18 protein-coding genes and 1 pseudogene are annotated in these 17,071 nt (G+C 65.9%); 8 read left to right on the forward strand and 11 right to left on the reverse strand.

Annotated features, from left to right (window positions below):
- Window positions 1–100 precede the first annotated feature (100 nt).
- Window positions 101–655: a YaeQ family protein gene (locus PQR02_RS01165; RefSeq protein ID WP_408224202.1), complete on the forward strand. Its 555-nt coding sequence runs from the start codon at window positions 101–103 to the stop codon at window positions 653–655.
- Between the two features lie 12 nt (window positions 656–667).
- Here the strand turns inward: PQR02_RS01165 and PQR02_RS01170 are convergent, their stop codons facing one another.
- The gene (locus PQR02_RS01170; RefSeq protein ID WP_408224205.1) at window positions 668–1,093 is read right to left on the reverse strand and encodes a VOC family protein; all 426 of its coding nucleotides are present in this window, start codon (window positions 1,091–1,093) and stop codon (window positions 668–670) included.
- A gap of 422 nt (window positions 1,094–1,515) precedes the next feature.
- On the opposite strand from PQR02_RS01170, the gene ada reads away from it, so the two are divergent.
- From ada to PQR02_RS01190, 4 genes are all read left to right on the forward strand, one after another.
- Window positions 1,516–2,703, forward strand: a complete 1,188-nt coding sequence (gene ada, locus PQR02_RS01175) for a bifunctional DNA-binding transcriptional regulator/O6-methylguanine-DNA methyltransferase Ada (protein WP_408224208.1) — start codon at window positions 1,516–1,518, stop codon at window positions 2,701–2,703.
- Window positions 2,700–3,620 carry a DNA-3-methyladenine glycosylase family protein gene (locus tag PQR02_RS01180; RefSeq protein WP_408224211.1) on the forward strand — a complete coding sequence of 307 codons (921 nt, stop codon included), beginning with the start codon at window positions 2,700–2,702 and terminating at the stop codon, window positions 3,618–3,620. The genes ada and PQR02_RS01180 overlap by 4 nt, the downstream gene beginning before the upstream one ends.
- A 267-nt stretch (window positions 3,621–3,887) precedes the next feature.
- Complete coding sequence (gene gshA / locus PQR02_RS01185) at window positions 3,888–5,504, forward strand: glutamate--cysteine ligase (protein ID WP_408224214.1); 1,617 nt, start codon at window positions 3,888–3,890, stop codon at window positions 5,502–5,504.
- A 209-nt stretch (window positions 5,505–5,713) separates the two neighbouring features.
- Entirely contained in the window at window positions 5,714–6,223 is a 510-nt protein-coding gene (locus PQR02_RS01190; protein WP_408224217.1) for a hypothetical protein, read from the forward strand.
- Between the two features lie 78 nt (window positions 6,224–6,301).
- Here the strand turns inward: PQR02_RS01190 and PQR02_RS01195 are convergent.
- Window positions 6,302–6,640: pseudogene (locus tag PQR02_RS01195) on the reverse strand (MFS transporter); the annotation flags it as partial.
- A 59-nt stretch (window positions 6,641–6,699) separates the two neighbouring features.
- Here PQR02_RS01195 and PQR02_RS01200 point away from each other — a divergent pair.
- Both PQR02_RS01200 and PQR02_RS01205 read left to right on the forward strand, forming a co-directional pair.
- Window positions 6,700–7,059 carry a hypothetical protein gene (locus PQR02_RS01200; RefSeq protein WP_408224220.1) on the forward strand — a complete coding sequence of 120 codons (360 nt, stop codon included), beginning with the start codon at window positions 6,700–6,702 and terminating at the stop codon, window positions 7,057–7,059.
- Window positions 7,060–7,271: 212 nt separating this feature from the next.
- Window positions 7,272–8,846, forward strand: coding sequence for an efflux transporter outer membrane subunit (locus PQR02_RS01205; protein ID WP_408224223.1), 1,575 nt, complete (start codon window positions 7,272–7,274; stop codon window positions 8,844–8,846).
- 94 nt (window positions 8,847–8,940) lie between these two features.
- Here PQR02_RS01205 and PQR02_RS01210 read toward each other — a convergent pair whose 3' ends face one another.
- From PQR02_RS01210 to gspG, 8 genes are all read right to left on the reverse strand, one after another.
- Window positions 8,941–9,720, reverse strand: coding sequence for a type II secretion system protein N (locus PQR02_RS01210; protein ID WP_408224226.1), 780 nt, complete (start codon window positions 9,718–9,720; stop codon window positions 8,941–8,943).
- Between the two features lie 22 nt (window positions 9,721–9,742).
- Complete coding sequence (locus PQR02_RS01215) at window positions 9,743–10,246, reverse strand: type II secretion system protein M (RefSeq protein WP_408224229.1); 504 nt, start codon at window positions 10,244–10,246, stop codon at window positions 9,743–9,745.
- Window positions 10,243–11,655 (reverse strand): type II secretion system protein GspL, encoded by a 1,413-nt coding sequence (gene gspL / locus PQR02_RS01220; RefSeq protein WP_408224232.1) that lies wholly within the window; start codon window positions 11,653–11,655, stop codon window positions 10,243–10,245. The genes PQR02_RS01215 and gspL overlap by 4 nt, the downstream gene beginning before the upstream one ends.
- A gap of 28 nt (window positions 11,656–11,683) precedes the next feature.
- Window positions 11,684–12,889 carry a type II secretion system minor pseudopilin GspK gene (gene gspK / locus PQR02_RS01225; protein ID WP_408224235.1) on the reverse strand — a complete coding sequence of 402 codons (1,206 nt, stop codon included), beginning with the start codon at window positions 12,887–12,889 and terminating at the stop codon, window positions 11,684–11,686.
- Window position 12,890: 1 nt separating this feature from the next.
- The gene (locus PQR02_RS01230; protein WP_408224238.1) at window positions 12,891–13,568 is read right to left on the reverse strand and encodes a PulJ/GspJ family protein; all 678 of its coding nucleotides are present in this window, start codon (window positions 13,566–13,568) and stop codon (window positions 12,891–12,893) included.
- Entirely contained in the window at window positions 13,546–13,974 is a 429-nt protein-coding gene (gspI, locus tag PQR02_RS01235) for a type II secretion system minor pseudopilin GspI (protein ID WP_408224241.1), read from the reverse strand. The genes PQR02_RS01230 and gspI overlap by 23 nt, the downstream gene beginning before the upstream one ends.
- Window position 13,975: 1 nt before the next feature.
- Entirely contained in the window at window positions 13,976–14,533 is a 558-nt protein-coding gene (locus PQR02_RS01240; protein WP_408224244.1) for a GspH/FimT family pseudopilin, read from the reverse strand.
- A 161-nt stretch (window positions 14,534–14,694) separates the two neighbouring features.
- Window positions 14,695–15,159: a type II secretion system major pseudopilin GspG gene (gspG, locus tag PQR02_RS01245; protein WP_408224247.1), complete on the reverse strand. Its 465-nt coding sequence runs from the start codon at window positions 15,157–15,159 to the stop codon at window positions 14,695–14,697.
- 158 nt (window positions 15,160–15,317) lie between these two features.
- Between gspG and PQR02_RS01250 the strand changes: the two genes are divergently transcribed.
- Complete coding sequence (locus tag PQR02_RS01250) at window positions 15,318–15,731, forward strand: type II secretion system protein N (protein ID WP_408224250.1); 414 nt, start codon at window positions 15,318–15,320, stop codon at window positions 15,729–15,731.
- A 121-nt stretch (window positions 15,732–15,852) separates the two neighbouring features.
- On the opposite strand, the gene gspF is transcribed toward PQR02_RS01250, so the two are convergent.
- Window positions 15,853–17,070, reverse strand: coding sequence for a type II secretion system inner membrane protein GspF (gene gspF / locus PQR02_RS01255; protein WP_408224253.1), 1,218 nt, complete (start codon window positions 17,068–17,070; stop codon window positions 15,853–15,855).
- Between the last annotated feature and the right edge of the window lies 1 nt (window position 17,071).

A 17,071-nucleotide genomic window follows, 5' to 3' on the forward strand; every position in this document is an offset into this window, starting at 1 on the left:
GAGAATTGCGATGTACAACAAACACGGAAGACGGCAACGCGCCGTCGACGATTCTTTTTCTGTTCGCTCCGGTGGAGCGAGCGCCTGGTTTAGCGACGGCATGGCTCTCAAATCGACGATTTACAAGGCGGAATTGCAGATCGCCAACATGGACCGGCACTATTACGCCGATCATTCACTGACGATCGCTCGCCATCCCTCGGAAACCGACGAACGGATGATGGTCCGCGTCGCCGCCTTCGCGCTGTTCGCGCAGGAACGCCTCGAGTTCTGCAAAGGTTTGTCGGACGTGGATGAACCGGATTTGTGGCGGAAAGATCTCACCGGCGCGATCGAAACCTGGATCGAAGTCGGCCAGCCGGACGAACGGCGCATCGCCAAGGCGAGCGGCCGCTCCAACGAGGTGATCGTGATCGCGTACGGCGGCCGCGCGTCGGACATCTGGTGGCAGGGCGTGCGCAACAAGGTGGAACGCATGCGCAACGTGACGGTGTGGACGCTGGGTGAAGACATCGCGGCGGCGCTCGGCTCGCTTGCCGAACGCACGATGCGTCTCCAATGCACGGTGCAGGAGGGGGAAGCCTGGCTCGGCAGCGCCGAGGCCGATGCGGTGAAGATCGAATGGACGGTGCTGAAAGCGCCTGCCAACGCCTGACGGCTCTCTCGTCTACAGCGACGTGACCCGCGCCGCTTCCGGCGGCCCCTTGAGTTCGACCATATTCCCTTCCGGGTCGAACAGATACAGCGACGGCCCGAAGCCGTCCGCACCGTAGCGCAATGCCTGCTCGCCCAGCCGCGCGCCGTGCCCGGCAAGATGCTCCTTGAACGCTTCGGCGTCGAATGGTTCGACGCGCAAACATAGGTGATCCATATTCCGGCCCGCGCCCGGCGTGCCGTTTTCGGCGTGGTCGAGCTTCGCGCCGACCTGCAACAGGTCGATCAACGAGCGCCCCGCGCGCAATTGCGTTAGGCCCAGATCGCGCTGCTCCTTTTCGAGGCTGCATCCAAGCACGTCGCAATAAAAACGCGCCATGGCCTCGATGTTCATCGCCCGGATGACGACGTGGTCGATTTCGCGGATGTGAATTTTCATGTCGAAGGCCCCTGGCCGGTTCGCAGCATTCATGATTAGCCAGTGTAGGAGAAAGGGCGGCGCCGCGAGCGCGGCGGTGACACTAGCCTGGAGGGCCGGATCACGCGGAGACCCAAAGCGGAGAATTCGGAACGTACAGGCGAAAAAAAGCCCGCTCTATGTGGAGCGGGCTGAATCCATATCAGGAGGAGACATGGAGGAGACAGGTACTAATATACACACCGGGTTGATGCGACGCAATAACTTTTTAAGGGAAAACCCGATATCGAGCCAAAATGTCGCACTTTGGGGCAAAACGACCGTTTGGCTGCCGTTTTCACCCTATGAATAAGCGCGATGACAGAGCAAGAACCGGGGCGTAGGGTGTCGACATACGGCCTACATTGGTGAGCATCGACACTGCCTGCCTATCCGGGACCATCATGAAACCCACTACCGGTAACACCGCCATCGGCACCCTCCCAGACACCGCCAGCTGGACTTCCGACGACGAACGCTGGGTCGCCGTCACACGCCGCGAACCGCGCGCCGACGGCGCATTCTTCTACGCGGTCAAGACGACCGGCGTGTTCTGCCGCCCGTCGTGCGCGTCGCGGCAGCCACGTCGTGAGAACGTCGCGTTCTTCGCCGACGCCGCCGCCGCGCGCGCCGCGGGCTTTCGCGATTGCAAGCGATGCCAGCCGGGCGGCCTGCCGCGCGAGCTGGAAATCGTCAGGCGCGCGTGCGCCGCGCTGGACGCCGATCCGCAGCAGCGTCTCACGCTCGCGCAATTGAGCGACGCCGTGCACGTGAGCCCGTTTCACCTTCAGCGGCTGTTCAAGCGCGTGGTGGGCGTCTCGCCGCGTCAGTACCAGGCCGCGCAGCGAGGCGCCGCATTGCGCGACGCGCTGCAGAGCGGCGCGGACGTCACGCGCGCCACGCTCGACGCGGGCTTCGGCTCGCCGTCGCGCATGTACGACAGCGCGCCGGCTGAGCTTGGCATGGCGCCGTCCGCGTATCGCCGCAAAGGCGCCGGGCTGACCGTGCGCTATGCGAGTGCGCCGACTTCGCTGGGCTTCGTGCTGATCGCGGCCACGGACAAAGGCATCTGCAAGATCGGTTTCGGCGACGACGACGCCTTGCTAATCGACGAACTGCGCGGCGAGTTTGCCAATGCGGAGCTGTTGGAAGATTCCCAACAGCTCGCTCCGTTCATCGCGCAGATCGACGGCTATTTGCGCGGCACCCGTCAGGACTTCGATCTGCCTCTGGACATCGCCGCGAGCGCGTTCCGGCAGCGCGTGTGGGACGCGCTGCGGCGTATTCCCTACGGCGAAACGCGCAGTTATTCGCAGATCGCCGAAGCGGTCGGCTCGCCCCGCGCGGTGCGCGCGGTCGCGACCGCGTGCGCGACGAATCCGGTGGCGCTGGCGATTCCTTGTCATCGCGTGGTGCAAAAGGGCGGGGCGCTGGCGGGGTATCGCTGGGGTCTGCCGCGCAAGGCCGCGCTGCTCGATAACGAAACGCAGCATGCCGGCCGCAAGCTCGACCAACCGCGCCGCAAAACCCCGGTCTTCGCCGACAATAACCCAGCCGAAACGGTCACCACCAAACTGGATCACGCCGCGTGAGCACGCTTGAAGACGATGTCGCAACCCTCGAACTGCCGTTCAAGCCACCCTTCGACTGGCCGCGCCTGCTGCGCTTTTTCAGCGGACGCGCGACCCCCGGCGTCGAAGCGGTGGAAGACGGCGCCTATCGTCGCGCGATTGACTGGGCCGGCGACAGCGGCACGCTGAACGTGCGGCTGCATCCGCGCAAACGCTGCATCGTCGCGAGCATCGAGGGGCCGGTGAGCCGTCACGCGGACGCGCTCGCCGCGCCGATCGCGAAAATGTTCGACCTGCATGCCGACCCGAAAAAGATCGGCGCGGAACTCGCCGTGGATCCGTGGCTCGCGCCGCTCGTCGAGGCCGTCCCCGGTCTGCGTGTGCCGGGCGCGTGGTCGGGCTTCGAGCTGGTGGTGCGCGCGATCGTCGGCCAGCAGGTCAGCGTGAAGGCCGCGACCACCATCATCGGACGGTTGGTGCAGCGCGCCGGCGAGCGCATCGACGGGCATCCGCACGAGAACACCGCCTGGCGTTTTCCGACCCCCGCCGCGTTGGCCGCGGTCGATCTCGCGCAGATCGGCATGCCGGGCAAACGCGTAGCGGCGCTGCAAGGCTTCGCGCATGCGGTGGCCAGCGACGAGGTGCCGCTCGACAGCAATGTCGTCGATGCGAGCAACCTGCGCGCCGCGTTGCTCGCGCTGCCCGGCATCGGCCCGTGGACCGTCGAGTATGTCGCGATGCGCGCGTGGCGTGACGCCGACGCGTGGCCCGCCTGGGACCTCGTGCTGATGCAATCGATCTGCGCGCGCGACCCATCGCTCACGCGGGCCACGCAGCAACGCGCGCGCACCGACACATGGCGGCCGTGGCGCGCGTATGCGGCCATGCATCTGTGGAACGAGGTGGCGGACCGCGCGGGCACCGCGCGCGGCGGCTGAAGTCGAGCATAGGGCGGCAACCGCCATCGCAAAGTGCGCGCACCGCGTACCGGATGAGCGACGATGATCCGCGCCGCGCGCGGATTTATCTGCAAAAACACGCGGGATGGGCGGCTGGGATAGCCCGCCGAAGCGGCCTCAAGCAGCCGTGGTGGCGAAATGTTAAAGTGCCCGCTACTGAAAATTCCGCCGAACGTCGTCCACCGCGCAGTGCTGCCACGAGCAGTGAAGCGGCACGTGGCGGCCGACAACGCCCGACTCGCATCAATGCCAAACACGACACCCCTGCGCACGACCGACGCGTTTCTGCACCGCCTGTCCGTGCTGACCTCAGGCCCGCAGCGCGACGCGCTGACGCGCGGTCTGCGCGGCATCGAAAGGGAAAGCCTGCGCGTCACGCACGACGGCATGCTCGCCTTGACGCCGCATCCGCGCGCGCTCGGTTCGGCACTCACGCATCCGTCGCTCACCACCGACTATTCCGAAGCGCTGCTCGAACTCATCACGCCGCCCGAGCATGATGCCGCGGATACGCTCGAGAAACTCGACACGCTGCATCGCTTTGTCTACGCGCAACTCGGCGACGAGATCCTGTGGAGCAACTCCATGCCGGGCCTGCTGCCCGACACCGACGACGGCATTCCGATCGCGCACTACGGCAGCTCGAACATCGGCAAGCTGAAGTACGTGTACCGCATCGGCCTCGCGCTGCGTTACGGCCGCACGATGCAGTGCATCGCGGGCATCCACTACAACTATTCGCTGAACGAAGAAGTGTGGCGGCTCCTGCATGTCGATCAGCAGTCCACCGCGAACGCCGTCGATTTCCAGTCCGAGCGCTACCTGGCGCTGATCCGCAATTTCCGCCGCACCAACTGGCTGCTGATGTATTTATTCGGCGCGTCGCCGGCGCTGGATCGGCGTTTTCTCCGCGATCGCAAACACACGCTGGAAACATTCGACGCCGACACGCTGTACCGTCCCTATGCGACCAGCCTGCGCATGAGCGACCTCGGCTATTCGAACACCACCGCGCAAGCCGCGCTGCATGCCGACTACGACACGCTGCCCGGCTATCTCGACGCACTCGCAAAAGCCGTGAGCCAGCCGTACCCAGCCTATGAGCAGATCGGCACGCAACGCGACGGCGAGTGGGTGCAGATCAACACCAACGTGCTGCAAATCGAAAACGAGTTTTACTCGACGATTCGTCCGAAGCGCGTCACGCATCCGGGCGAGCGTCCGCTGCATGCGCTCGCCGCGCGCGGCGTGCAATACGTCGAAGTGCGCTGCATGGATATCGATCCGTTCGAGCCGAGTGGCATTTCGCTGGAAACGTCGCGTTTTCTCGATGCATACCTGCTGGTCTGCGCACTCGACGACAGCGCGCCGTTGCCGCCTGAGGCGTACGCCGAGGCCAATCGGAACTTCGGTCGCGTCACGATGGAAGGCCGCAAGCCCGGCCTCGAACTGACGCGCGACGGCAGCCCGGTTGCGATGATGGATTGGGCCGGCGAGCTGATGGGCAAGATCGACGCGGCGGCTGCCGCGCTCGACGCGCTGCGGGGCGGCGATGAGCATGCGCGCGCCGTGGCCGTTCAACGCGCGAAGCTCGCGGACGTGTCACTGACGCCGTCGGCGCGCGTGCTGCGGACCATGCGCGAGAAGCAGCAGAGCTTCCTCGCGTTTGGTCTCGAGCAGAGCGAAGCGCACGCCGCGTATTTCCGTTCGCGTCCGCTCGACGCCGCGCAGGCTCAGGCGTTTGCCGAACTCGCCACGCAGTCGCTGGCCGAGCAGGCCAAACTCGAGCGCGAGGAAGTCGGTTCATTCGACGCGTTTGTCGCGGCTTATCGCGCGTATACGTTGAATCGCTTCAGCGTCTGAGCGGCGAGCGCGCCGATGTAACGAAAGAGCGGCCTGCCTGGCCGCTTTTTTCTTGTTCACAGGTAACGTCTTCGTCGCGCGCTGTTTAACTGCGAACAGGATCGGCAAATTCTCCGCCCGTTCCGACGATTCTTTGATGCAGATGAAACACCACATCAGCGCAGCGGTCCAAACTGACATGACACGCTCCAGGTAAAGGAGGTATCAACGTGATAAGCAAAGGTCTGTTGGCCGCGCTGTGTTTGGGTTTCGTGGCGGCGGGGTGTTCGACGCAGGGGCAAGTCGATCCGGACGTCATGCAGATCGCGACAAAGCCGTTGACGTGTTCGAGCAAAGCGGAATGCGATGTCTGGTGGCAACGTGCGCAGACGTGGGTGGCAAGCCACTCCACCTACAAGATCGAATCCGCGACCGACTCGCTGATTCAGACTGCGGGCCCGGATGGCGGCAAGCGCGCGCTGGCGTATCAGATCACGCGCACCATGAACCCGGACGGCACGGCGACCATCGGCTTTGCCGCGCATTGCGACGGTTCGCTGGGCTGCAAACCGAATCCTTGGGAAGCGGGCGCCGACTTCAAGCAATACGTGCGCGGCAATGTGGCGAGGGCGCCGCAAAGTGGTGTGAATCCCTCGCAGCCCGCGCCCACGGCAATGCATCCCGATGCTACGCAGGGGCAATCCAATCCGGCCACAAATGGCGAAGCAATGACGCAGTAGTAGTACAAAGCTCGGACGCGTGGGCGATGCAAATGCATTAGGCCCGCGCGTCTCTTCTCGAAGCATCGAGATACAACCTCAATGCCCTAACGAAGGCCCCGCGCCCTTGCGCGGCTTGGTGATCCAGACCAGGACGGCAAGCACGAGAAACGCCGCGCAGGAAATGCGGAAGAAGTCGTTGGTGGGCATCATATAAGCCTGCGCGGTCACCACCTGGTTCAACTGCGCGGTAACGCCGTCGCCGGAAAGCCCGATGCCCGCCAGCGCATGGGTATAGGCATTCGTATTCGCCGAATAGACATTCACCGAATCGGCCAGCATCGCGTGATGGTAGATCGTGTCGTTCTCCCAGAACGTCGTGCTGATCGCCGTGCCGATCGCCCCCGACAAGGTGCGGAAGAAGTTGGACACCCGAGACCATGTTCTGACCGCTTGCCCGCACGCCACGACCGCGCCGTGCAACCAAGGATTCTCCGATGCTGTACCTCAAAAACACGCTTGGCGGCTTGGGCCGCTCCTTGACCGATTCCGCGTTGAATAGCTTTCAGGGCCGGCATCGCTGGTGGAAACTGGCTTTGTTCGCGGGGCTGTTCGTGCTGCCTGGCGGATCGGTAGGCGTCGCGATTCTGGCGTGGGTTGAGCATCGGCGGGACAAGGGCGGCAAGACGGCGGGTGTACAACGGCCTGCCGCGCCCGTCCTGATGGACAGCGTCACGGCCGCAGCCACCAGTGCTGCGACTCCCGCAAACCCGTGCCAGGCGCGCGGCGACGCGGCGTGCCGGGCGGCGGCCGGAAAGCTCGCCCGCAAAACCAAGTCGTCGGAATCACGGGCTTAACGGTTTCCCGCTCCGGCGCACCGGCCCGTAACAGCGCGTAACCATCGCGACACCCTCAGTAACACACCTGCGCGCATCCTCGCTTTACCCTTTCAGTTTCCCGCGCTCAAGCGGGCTCATACGCTAACATTCCGGCAGACCAAGATCTCGACCGGCCGACGCCGACGCCGACGCCATCAGCCGCGACGCGGCGCCCAGAAGGAAGTCATTGCATGCAGTCTGATCGAATCTCGCGCGCGCGGCCGCTTGCGCCGCGCGCCCTGACCATCGCGGTAACGGCGGCCTTCGCCGCGCTACTGGCCGGGTGCGCCGTCGGCCCTGACTACAAGCGGCCCGCCACCGAGATCCCCGCGTCATTCAAGGAAGCCGCCCCCGGCTGGAAAGTCGCCGAACCGGCCGATCAGCACGATCGCGGCGACTGGTGGACCATTTACGAAGACCCGCAACTCAACGCGCTCGAAGACCAGCTGAACGCCGCGAATCAGACCATCGCCCAGTTCGCCGCCACTTACCGGCAGGCGCGCGCGCTGGTCGGCGAGGCGCGTGCGGCGTATTTCCCGACTATCGGCGCATCGGCGGGCGCGACGCGCTCCGGCAACGGCTCGTCCTCGGGCGGCAACTCGACTACCGCCACCAGCCGCTCCGGCGTCGGCAACAGCTTTAACGTCCAGCTCGACGCAAGCTGGGAACCCGATCTGTGGGGTTCGGTGACCCGCACGGTCAACGCGCAAAAAGCCGGCCAGCAGGGCGCGGCCGCCGATCTCGCGAACGCGCGGCTGTCCGCCCAGGCCACGCTGGCGCAAACCTACTTCGCGTTGCGCGCGCTCGACTCCACCCAGAAGCTGCTCGACGAAACCGTCGAGGCTTATCAGCGCTCGCTGCAACTCACGCAAAACCAGTACGCGGCGGGTGTTGCCGCGCGCTCGGACGTGATTCAGGCGCAAACGCAGTTGCAATCGGCGCAGGCGGCCGCGATCGATAACGGCGTTCAGCGCGCCCTGGACGAGCACGCAATCGCGGTGCTGGTCGGCGTGCCGGCCTCGGTCTTCTCGCTCCCGCCGATGCCGCTCACCGCCACGCCGCCTGCCGTGCCCGCGCAGATGCCGTCCGCGCTGCTCGAACGGCGTCCGGATATCGCGTCGGCGGAACGCAGGGCTGCGGCGGCGAACGAGCAGATCGGCGTGGCGATCGCCGCGTTCTTCCCGTCGCTCACGCTCTCGGCCACCGGCGGCTTCGAAAATTCGGTGTTCTCGCAACTGCTGACCGCGCCGTCGCGTTTCTGGACGGTCGGCCCGCAACTCGCGGCCACGCTGTTCGACGCCGGTCTGCGCAAGGCACAGACCGACGCCGCCCGCGCCACCTACGACACGGATGTCGCTACCTATCGCCAGACGGTGCTGGCCGCGTTCCAGGATGTCGAAGACAACCTCGCGTCACTGCGCATTCTCGAACAGGAAATCGTCGTCCAGCGGCAAGCGGTCGATTCGGCCCGTCAGGCGGTCGCCATCGTCACGAACGAGTACAAGGCGGGGACGGTCGGCTTCGTCAACGTGCTGACCGCGCAGACCACGGCGTTCATCGCCGAGCAGAAGCTCGAGAGCATCGCGGGACAGCGGATGGTGTCGTCGGTGGGTCTCGTGAAGGCGCTGGGCGGCGGCTGGGACGCGTCGCAGATGAATCGCGAAACAGGCGATGTCGCCGCGCCCGCGCCATTGCCGGCCGCGTCGGCCGCGTCGCCGGTCGCGCAAAGCGGGGCCGCGCCGCAACAGCAGGTTCAGAGCAAGTAAGCGGCACGCCACGGCTCGTTGGCATGAAGCAAAAGAGGCATGGCCGCGCAATGCGGCCATGCCTCTTTTTGTCAACGTCTCCCGAAGCGCGTCTTCAATGCGCGAAGCTCAGCGTCACCGTGCCCGGCCCGCTCGGCCGGCCCAACAGATTCAGCAGTCCCGCGAGGTTGTCACGCGCCTCGGGCGTCGCACTCGCGGTGCCATGGAACGACGTCGATGCGCCCGACAATGTGCCGCTGCCGTTCAACATCAGCGGACCCTTGAGCGTCGTCAGATCGAGCGTGGACGACGCGCCCTGCGCCTGGAACGTCACCCGATACGAGCCGAGCGGCTTGACCAGCGAGACCCGCGAACTGACGTCATTCAGCGTCACGGTCAGTTGCCCGAACGCCTCCCGGTTGAAGCTGCGCCAGTCCGACCAGGACAGTTGCACATTGCCCTGCAGATCGAGCGTATTGAACGGTGCGCCCAGCCCGCTCAGCAGTGAAGCCGGCACTGCGAGCGTACCCGGCGTGACGGTCGCGCTGCGCGGGGTGGCGTCGACCGTGATCGGATCGGGCATCGCCTCGCTGTGCCGCATGATCATGCGCACGCGGCCGGTGAAGAGCGGCCAGAACCCCGTGTGCCATTCGATCCGCCCAGGCAGCAGCGTCGCCGCGCTCATGTCGGAGCCGGCCGCCAGCATCAGCGTGGCCGAGCCATGCCAGAGCGAGCCGGCCGGATCGACGAGATTGACGTGGCCGCCCGTTTGGCGCGCAAACTGCGGCGTGATCCACGCGGCCGGCGCCATTGCCACCATCACCACTGCGGAGGACAACGCCCCGACCACCAGCCAGGGCAGCGCGGCGCGCACGCGCCGCATCCAGTAACTCATGCGAAACCCCGTGACGACGCGCTCATTTCGCGGTCGACGGCTGCAACGACGCCGTCAGATCCACCTGACCGTCGTCCTTGAGCGCGGTGACATGCGCCTCGGCGATCTGCACCTTGAACTGCTTGCGCGTATCGTCGACCCAGGCCGTCCATGTCGGGAACGACACGTTTTTCATCTGGATCTGCACCGCATTGCCGATCACTTGCACCTGCGTCGCGCTGAGGCCATGCTCGTTGAGCGACGCGGTGAGGGCGTCTTTCAGCGCGCCGCCGGTCGGCGCGACGCCTTGCGCGGCCGCCGACAGCGCGCCCGCCTCGTTCGCCTGAGCGGTCATCTGCGCAAGCTGCCGTTGCAGGCTGGGCAGCGATTCACGCAGATGCGAGCGGCCCTCCTGCGCCGGCGCCCACAGCACCGACCACGCGACCACCACGGCGAGCACGCCGCCGCCCCACGTCAGCAGGTTTTTTTCGCGCTCGGTGCGCTGATCCCAGAAGCCGGCCCATGTTTGAGCGAGTTCAGCTTTCATTGTCCGTTCCTGATGGTCCACTTGCCGGTATTGCTGTCGATCGCGCCGTTCAGCCCGTTGCGCGCGAGGCGCTTCGCGAAGTCGGGGTCGATCTTGATCTCGGGTTTGAAGGTCACCTCGAGGCGCCGGTCGTGATAGTCGAGCCCGGCGATGCCGTTGACCGGCACCGGTGCGAGCGAACGCGCGAGGCCGTCGGCAAGCGACAGGAAATCATCCGGCGACAGCTCGCCCGCCGCCACCCGCAACTGCTGCAACTGGCGCGACATCTGGTCGGGCGCGTCGAGCACGACCGTCGTTTTGGGGAAGGTGTCGAGCAGCAGGCGGGTCATGGCCGTGTTGATCGTATCGCGTTGGCGCGCGAGCATCAGCCACTGCACGTTCGCGCCGACAATCGCGATCACCAGCGCGCCGACCGCCAACAGCACCGGCAGACGCAGACGGCGCATCGTCGCGCGGTCGAGCCGCCAGGGCTGCGACGCGAACTCGAACTGGCACAGGTCGAAGCGGCATTCCAGCGCGCGCCGCGCGAGCTGCTCGAACGGCAGCGGACTCGCGCCGTGGACATGCGCCGCCAGCCGCGCCGGACTCGTCACGGCGAGGCTCGGCTCGTTGCCCGGCACTTCGGTCAGCATGTAGAGCGACACAGGCGCAGCGCCGGCGAGCGCGCCGAGCGTGCCGTTCACCGCATTGGCCGGCACCGCCAGCCCTTCGCCTTGCAGGCCGCGCGCAATCGCCAGTTCGACGCGCGGCACGCCGCTTTCGACCGCGCCTTCCAGCAGCATCGCAGGCGCGGTCTGCACCACCACGCCGAGCACGGCTGCCACCATGGGCACCACGGCTGCTATGTCCGGCGCCACCACGGGCGCTACACCCGGCAGCGAAGTCGCGACGCTGGCCAAGCCCGCCGTGACCGGCTCGCCCGCGTTGACCAGTTCCCCGACTTCGGCGGGCGTCTCGCGCGCGGCGGCGGCCTGCGGCAGGCAGCGCGTGACCGGCACCGCGCGCAGGCTGCGGTGGCCCGCCGTCGTGAACGCTTCGCAGACGAAGCGGAACCAGCCGCGGTCGATGATCGCCAGCAACTGCCGACCGCCCCCGAGCGGTTGCGGATCGACCGCGATGTGGCAGGTTTGCGGGTCCTGGATCAGCTGATCCTCGACGATATTGGGCAGCGCCTGGCGCAGCTTCGGACCGCGCAGCGGCGGCAGCGTGGTCGGCATCATCAGCAGGTCGCGCGCGGCGACCATCAGCACCGTCGACGACGCGCGCGGCAGCAGCGCGAGCGCCGAGCGGCCGGCGCGCTGGGTGCGGCCCGACTTGTCGAGCAGGACGAATGGCAGCTCCGGTAGTTGCCATTCCTGCGATGGCACCGCCGGATCACGCGGCGGCAGTAGGACGATCAGCGTGCTCAAAGGCCACTCTCTCTGGGAATTGCGTTGTTCATAGTTGGTCTTGCACCCGCACGATACGCGTAGTGTGAGTCATCGCGTCGCGATAGACGAGAGTCGTGCGGTCCACTTCGGCGCGTTCATGCTGCACGCGGCCGTGGATCAAAAAGTAGCTCGAGTTGACGTCCAACTGGCTCGGATCGATCGAGACCTGTTGCACGCCGGCGCCGCGCAACGCAAGCTGCACGTCGCCGACATTGTGGAAAAACACCGTCTTCCGGCTCGCGACGAAACCCTGCGCGGCCGACTGGCTCATGCCCGGCACGACCGCCGCGATCACTTCGGCCGACGCCGTGTTCATGTTGAGCGCCGTGGCGGTCGGCAGCACGGTGACGAAGGGGCGCAAGCGCGCGACCATCTCCGGCGTGTAGCCCGGAATGTCGAGCAGCGAGTCGACGCTGGTCATTTGCAGCGGTGCGCCCGCTGCGTTGTCATCGTCGTCGAGGCCGGGCTTGTCCGTGAAGTTGCCGCCGGTGGCGCCGCCCTCGACGGTCGACGTGGTCGTGGTGCCGCTGGTGGATATGACGGTCTGGAAGCGGGTTGCCGATTGCGAGAGGCTGTTGCGCACCTGCACGGCAGTGGCTTTCGCGAGTTGGCTGTTCACGCCGAGCGACACGAGCAGACGCTGATACGCGCCGATCTGTTCGAGGTTCAATTGCAGCACGCCGGGCGTGGGGCTCGACACCAGATTGCGCAGATTGAATTTCGCCTGCGCGTCTTCGATCGAACCGGACAGGTAGGTTGCCGCGCCCTGTTCGGCTCTGACCTCGCCGATCTGGCCGAGGAAATCGGACAGCCGAGTCTTCGCGATCGGCACACCCCACAGTCCGCCCAGGTACGTGATGCCGGCCGACGTATCGCCTTCCGAGCGCAAGATGAGACGCGTCCAGTCCAGCGCGCCGCGCGCGACCCATTGCGCCTGCGAAAGCAGCCGCTGGTTTTCGATCCGGCGAATCTGGACCTGCTGGCGCCACAGCATGCCCGACACCAGGATCGCCGAGAGCGCGACGACGAGCAGCGCGCTGATGATGGCCGCACCTTCCTGTTGCGCGTGAGACGCCCGGCGTGGTGCCGGTTTGCCGCGCGGGCGGAAGCCAGCTGCGCACGCGGCAGGCGTGTTCGCATGCCCGCGGGTGCGCGCCTCGCCGGCCAGCGAAGAAGATGAAGCCCGTCGCACAGACAACCAGGAGAATCTCATTTCATTCTCCGATCAGAAAAACGCGCGTGACGGGCCGCGCCAGCGAGTGCGCTCCGACGCTCACCTCCAGCCCCGTCACCGAGCGCGGCAGCGGCGCATTGCCGAGCTGCGGCACCTTCAGGTTATTGTCGGCTTCGGTAATCGCGCTCTGCACGTCCTTCATCTGCGTGGTCCAGCCGACTCTCGGCACGTAAAGCCGCGCGGAGATTGCACCGACGCCGCCCATCAACGGCACCGCGCTCCATCCTTCGCCTTCGCTGCCGCGCAGCGCGCGCTGGAGATCGCCGGCAGTGCCCAGCGGCGGCGACGCGTAACGGATCACGCGCCCATCGGACACCTGATAACGCACCACCTGCAGACGCGGCGCCGTGTCCGGCAAGGTCATCTGACGCACGATCTGCAACGTGCTGCCCGACACCGAAATCGCCGCCTGCCCCGATTCGTCGTCAGACGCGGCCTGGCGCGCGTCGATCCGCATCTGGTCGAACAACTGCGCAAAGACGCGTTCTTCTTCCATCGCGTTCGTGATGGTCGTGCGGCCGCGAATGATCTGGTCGAGCCCGCGCCACGACAGCACGGCGATCACCGCCATGATCGCGATTGCGACCAGCAGTTCGATCAGCGTGAAGCCGCGCGCGCCCGATCGGCGGCGGCGCTCAGAGCGAGCGGTTGTTTTCATTCGCGACCACCGTGACCATCTGGGCGAGATTGCCGGAACGCCCTGGCATCGTCACCATTACTTCCACGCGACGAAACACCGGATTCGGCGTCCCCGTCACATGCTCGGTGCAGATCAACTGCAAATTGCCCTGCGAGCAATCGAAGCTCGTGTCGCCGACGTTCGGCCACGCATGCGTCAGACGCAATTGCGCAAGCGCGTTGTCGGCGCTCCAGCCCGCCAGCAAACGCCGGTGCAAATCGGCTTCGCCGCTCGCGAGGCTGCCCACCGCGCGCAACGACGCCGCCAGCGCCACCGCGATGATCGCCAGCGCTACCAGCACTTCGATCATCGTGAAGCCGCGCTGCGCCCGCCCGATGCTGCCGCGCGCCGTCCTGCTCACGTTACTGGTACTGCAACGACGCATCTCAGTGCACCTCGTAGCGGCCATTGCCGGTGCCGACGATCGTCGCGCGTCCGGCCGCCGAAAACAGCGTGACCTGCACCGGCACGTCGATCGCTTCGGTGCCGAACACCACGCGGCTGGGTTGCGAATCCGAACCCGGGTAGCTGATCGTCACGCCGGTCACGCCGCCTTCCCACTGACGCGGCCCGAGCAGGTCGTCGCGCAGTGGACGCCAGCCGTCTTCGGTGCGCTGGTCGAAACGAAATCCGCCTTCGAGCGGTTGCCATGCGATGGGCCGCGCGCGCACCTGCGCTTCGTCGCCGGCCGATTCGAACAGCAGCGCGAGACGCTGCGCTTCCTCGTTCAGATCGGTGCGGGGATTGCGCGTCATCGTCAGCGCGGTCAGCGACACCAGCAGGCCCGCAATGACGAGCACCACCATCATTTCGAGCAGCGTGAAACCGGCTGCGCGGCGCGGGCCACGCGGCTCGTGCGAGCGACGCGCGACGGCCCACCCCGCGCGCGACGGCGAGGCCGTACACGGGGTGTCCACATGGGACTTGCAAGCGGACATACGCATAGTGCCGGCCACCAACGATCAACTAAAAATCAAACGACGATGCATCGAGAAACATGCGGGCTTCATCATTCACGATTCAACAGACAGCAGGGCGAACAGCGCGGCGCTCACGCGCATGACGACGAGGTTGCTGAAGTTGCCCAAGTGACGCCCAATGGCGTCTATTGCCACGAGCCGACATCGGAATCATTACCTTCGCCGCCCGCCTTGCCGTCCGCGCCGTAGCTGAACACGTCGATCTCGCCATGCACGCCCGGATTGAGATACTGGTAGGCATTGCCCCAGGGGTCGTTCGGCAGACGCTCGAGGTAGCCACCGTCCTTCCAGTTGCTCGGCACCGGATCGGTCCCCGGCTTTTCGATCAGCGCGCGCAGGCCTTGCTCCTGAGTCGGATAGCGGCCGTTGTCGAGACGGTAGAGCTTGAGCGCCTGCATCACCGTGCCGATGTCCTGCTTGGCGGCGACACGGCGCGCTTCGTCCGGACGGCTCATGATTTTCGGCACGATCAACGCGGCCAGAATGCCCAGAATCGCGATCACGACCATGATTTCGATCAGCGTGAAACCGCGCTGACGACGGCTTCGCGAACCCGCGATGTCAGTACGGCGAGTGGTCGACAGTTGCATAAGTTGCTACCTCTTTTCAGATGAATTTCGACTGGGCGGGGGTTCGCTGGTCAGCTATCAGGCCGCCATTGAACACGCCCGGCCGGTCATTTTAATGTCATGGTGTTGAAGGGTTTCAACACAACGCAATCTTCACAATAGTCCGTACAATGATGCGCATGAACGCCATCCAAATCCGCCTTCTGTCGCTCGCCCTGTTCGCCGTGTTCTGCGCGACGCTGACCTATTGGGTCATTACGCTCACCGCCATGTCCGGTGCACCGTCGCCCGCCGCCGCCGCGCACGCGCAGGTCTCGACCGACCAGGCCGCGACGCTGTTCGGCGGCCAGCTCACGCGCAATGTCAACCAGGACGTGCATCTGTTCGGCATCCTCGCGCTGCGTGAAGGCGCCGCGGCGATCGTCAGCGTGGGCGGCGAACCGCCGCATGCGGTGTCGCTCGGCAGCACGCTGATGCAAGGCACCAAACTCTCCGAAGTCCGCGCCCGCTCGATCATCATCGATCGCAACGGCACGCACTCCGAAGTCTTCTTGCCCGCCAACGCGGGCGGTCCCACGATCTACGTGCGCTAAGTTCGACGCGCGCAGCGCGCGCGTTGCTGCTTTAACCGCTGCGAACGCCTTAACCGTCTTTACCGCGCCTTAACCGATTGCGCGGCCGTCACGCCCACACCGCGCAATCCGCCCGCTCCCCCTACTGCACGAGGTTGTTCAACTCGATGATCGGCAGCATCACCGCCAGCACGATCACCAGCACCACGCCCCCCATCGCGAGAATCAGCAGCGGCTCCAGCAGGCTCGTCAGGAACATCGTGCGGCGCTCCAGCTCGCGCGCTTCGCCGTCGGCCGCGCGATCGAGCATGGTCGTCACGTCGCCGGTTGCTTCGCCCGAACGGATCAGGTGCACCAACACCGGCGGAAACGTCTTCGTATTGCCGAGCGCGCGCGACAGCGACGTGCCTTCACGCACCCGCACGATCGCGTCGTCGATGTTCTCGCGCATCGCATTGTTGCTGAGCGTTTCGGCGGCGGCTTGCAGCGCGCGCAGAATCGGCACGCCCGCCGCCGTCAGAATGCCGAGCGTGCTGGCAAAGCGCACGGTGTTGTAGCCGCGCACGAGTTTGCCGAGCAGCGGCGCGGTCAGCAGCCAGCGGTCGAACGCGAGGCGCGGACCCGCTTGCTTCAGCACCGAGCGCACCAGATACACCAGCACGAACACGCCGATCAGCATCGCCCACCACCAGTTCCGCACGAAGCCGGACAGCGCCATCATCATCACGGTGAGGATGGGCAGTTGCTGCTTGGTGCTGGCGAACACATTCACCACTTGCGGGACCACATAGCTCAACAGAAACGTGACAATGCCGAACGCGATGAGCGTCACGATGGCCGGGTACGTGAACGCGAGCACGATCTTCTGCTTCAGTGCGTTGCGTTGCTCGATGTAGTCGGCGAGCCGCGACAGCACCAGACCGAGCTTGCCGGTGTGTTCGCCGGCGGCGACCAGCGCGCGGTAGATTTCAGGGAAGTCTTTCGGATGCTGCGTCAGCGCATTGGCAAGCGAGTGCCCACCGAGCACTTCCGCCCGAATCGACGCCATCAGCTCGCGGATGTAGTCGCGCTCCGACTGTTCGGTGAGCACCGCGAGCGCTTCGTCGAGCGGCAAGCCGGCAATCAGCAGACTGGCGAGTTGCCGCGTCAGGATCGCCTGTTCGCGCTGCGACAATCGCCGCCCCAACGACAAGCGCTGATTGCGTTCGCCGCGCGTGCGCGACGCGGCCGGTTCGACGACGAGCGGCGTGAGGCCCTGCGAGCGCAGGCTGGTGCGCGCGCCGCGCGCGCTGTCCGCGTCGAGCACACCCTTTTGGGCCTTGCCCGCCGCGTCGATCGCTTCGAAACGAAATGCCGGCATG

Origin of the sequence: Paraburkholderia sediminicola, assembly GCF_046026895.1 — a bacterium.
GTDB lineage: Bacteria > Pseudomonadota > Gammaproteobacteria > Burkholderiales > Burkholderiaceae > Paraburkholderia > Paraburkholderia sediminicola_C.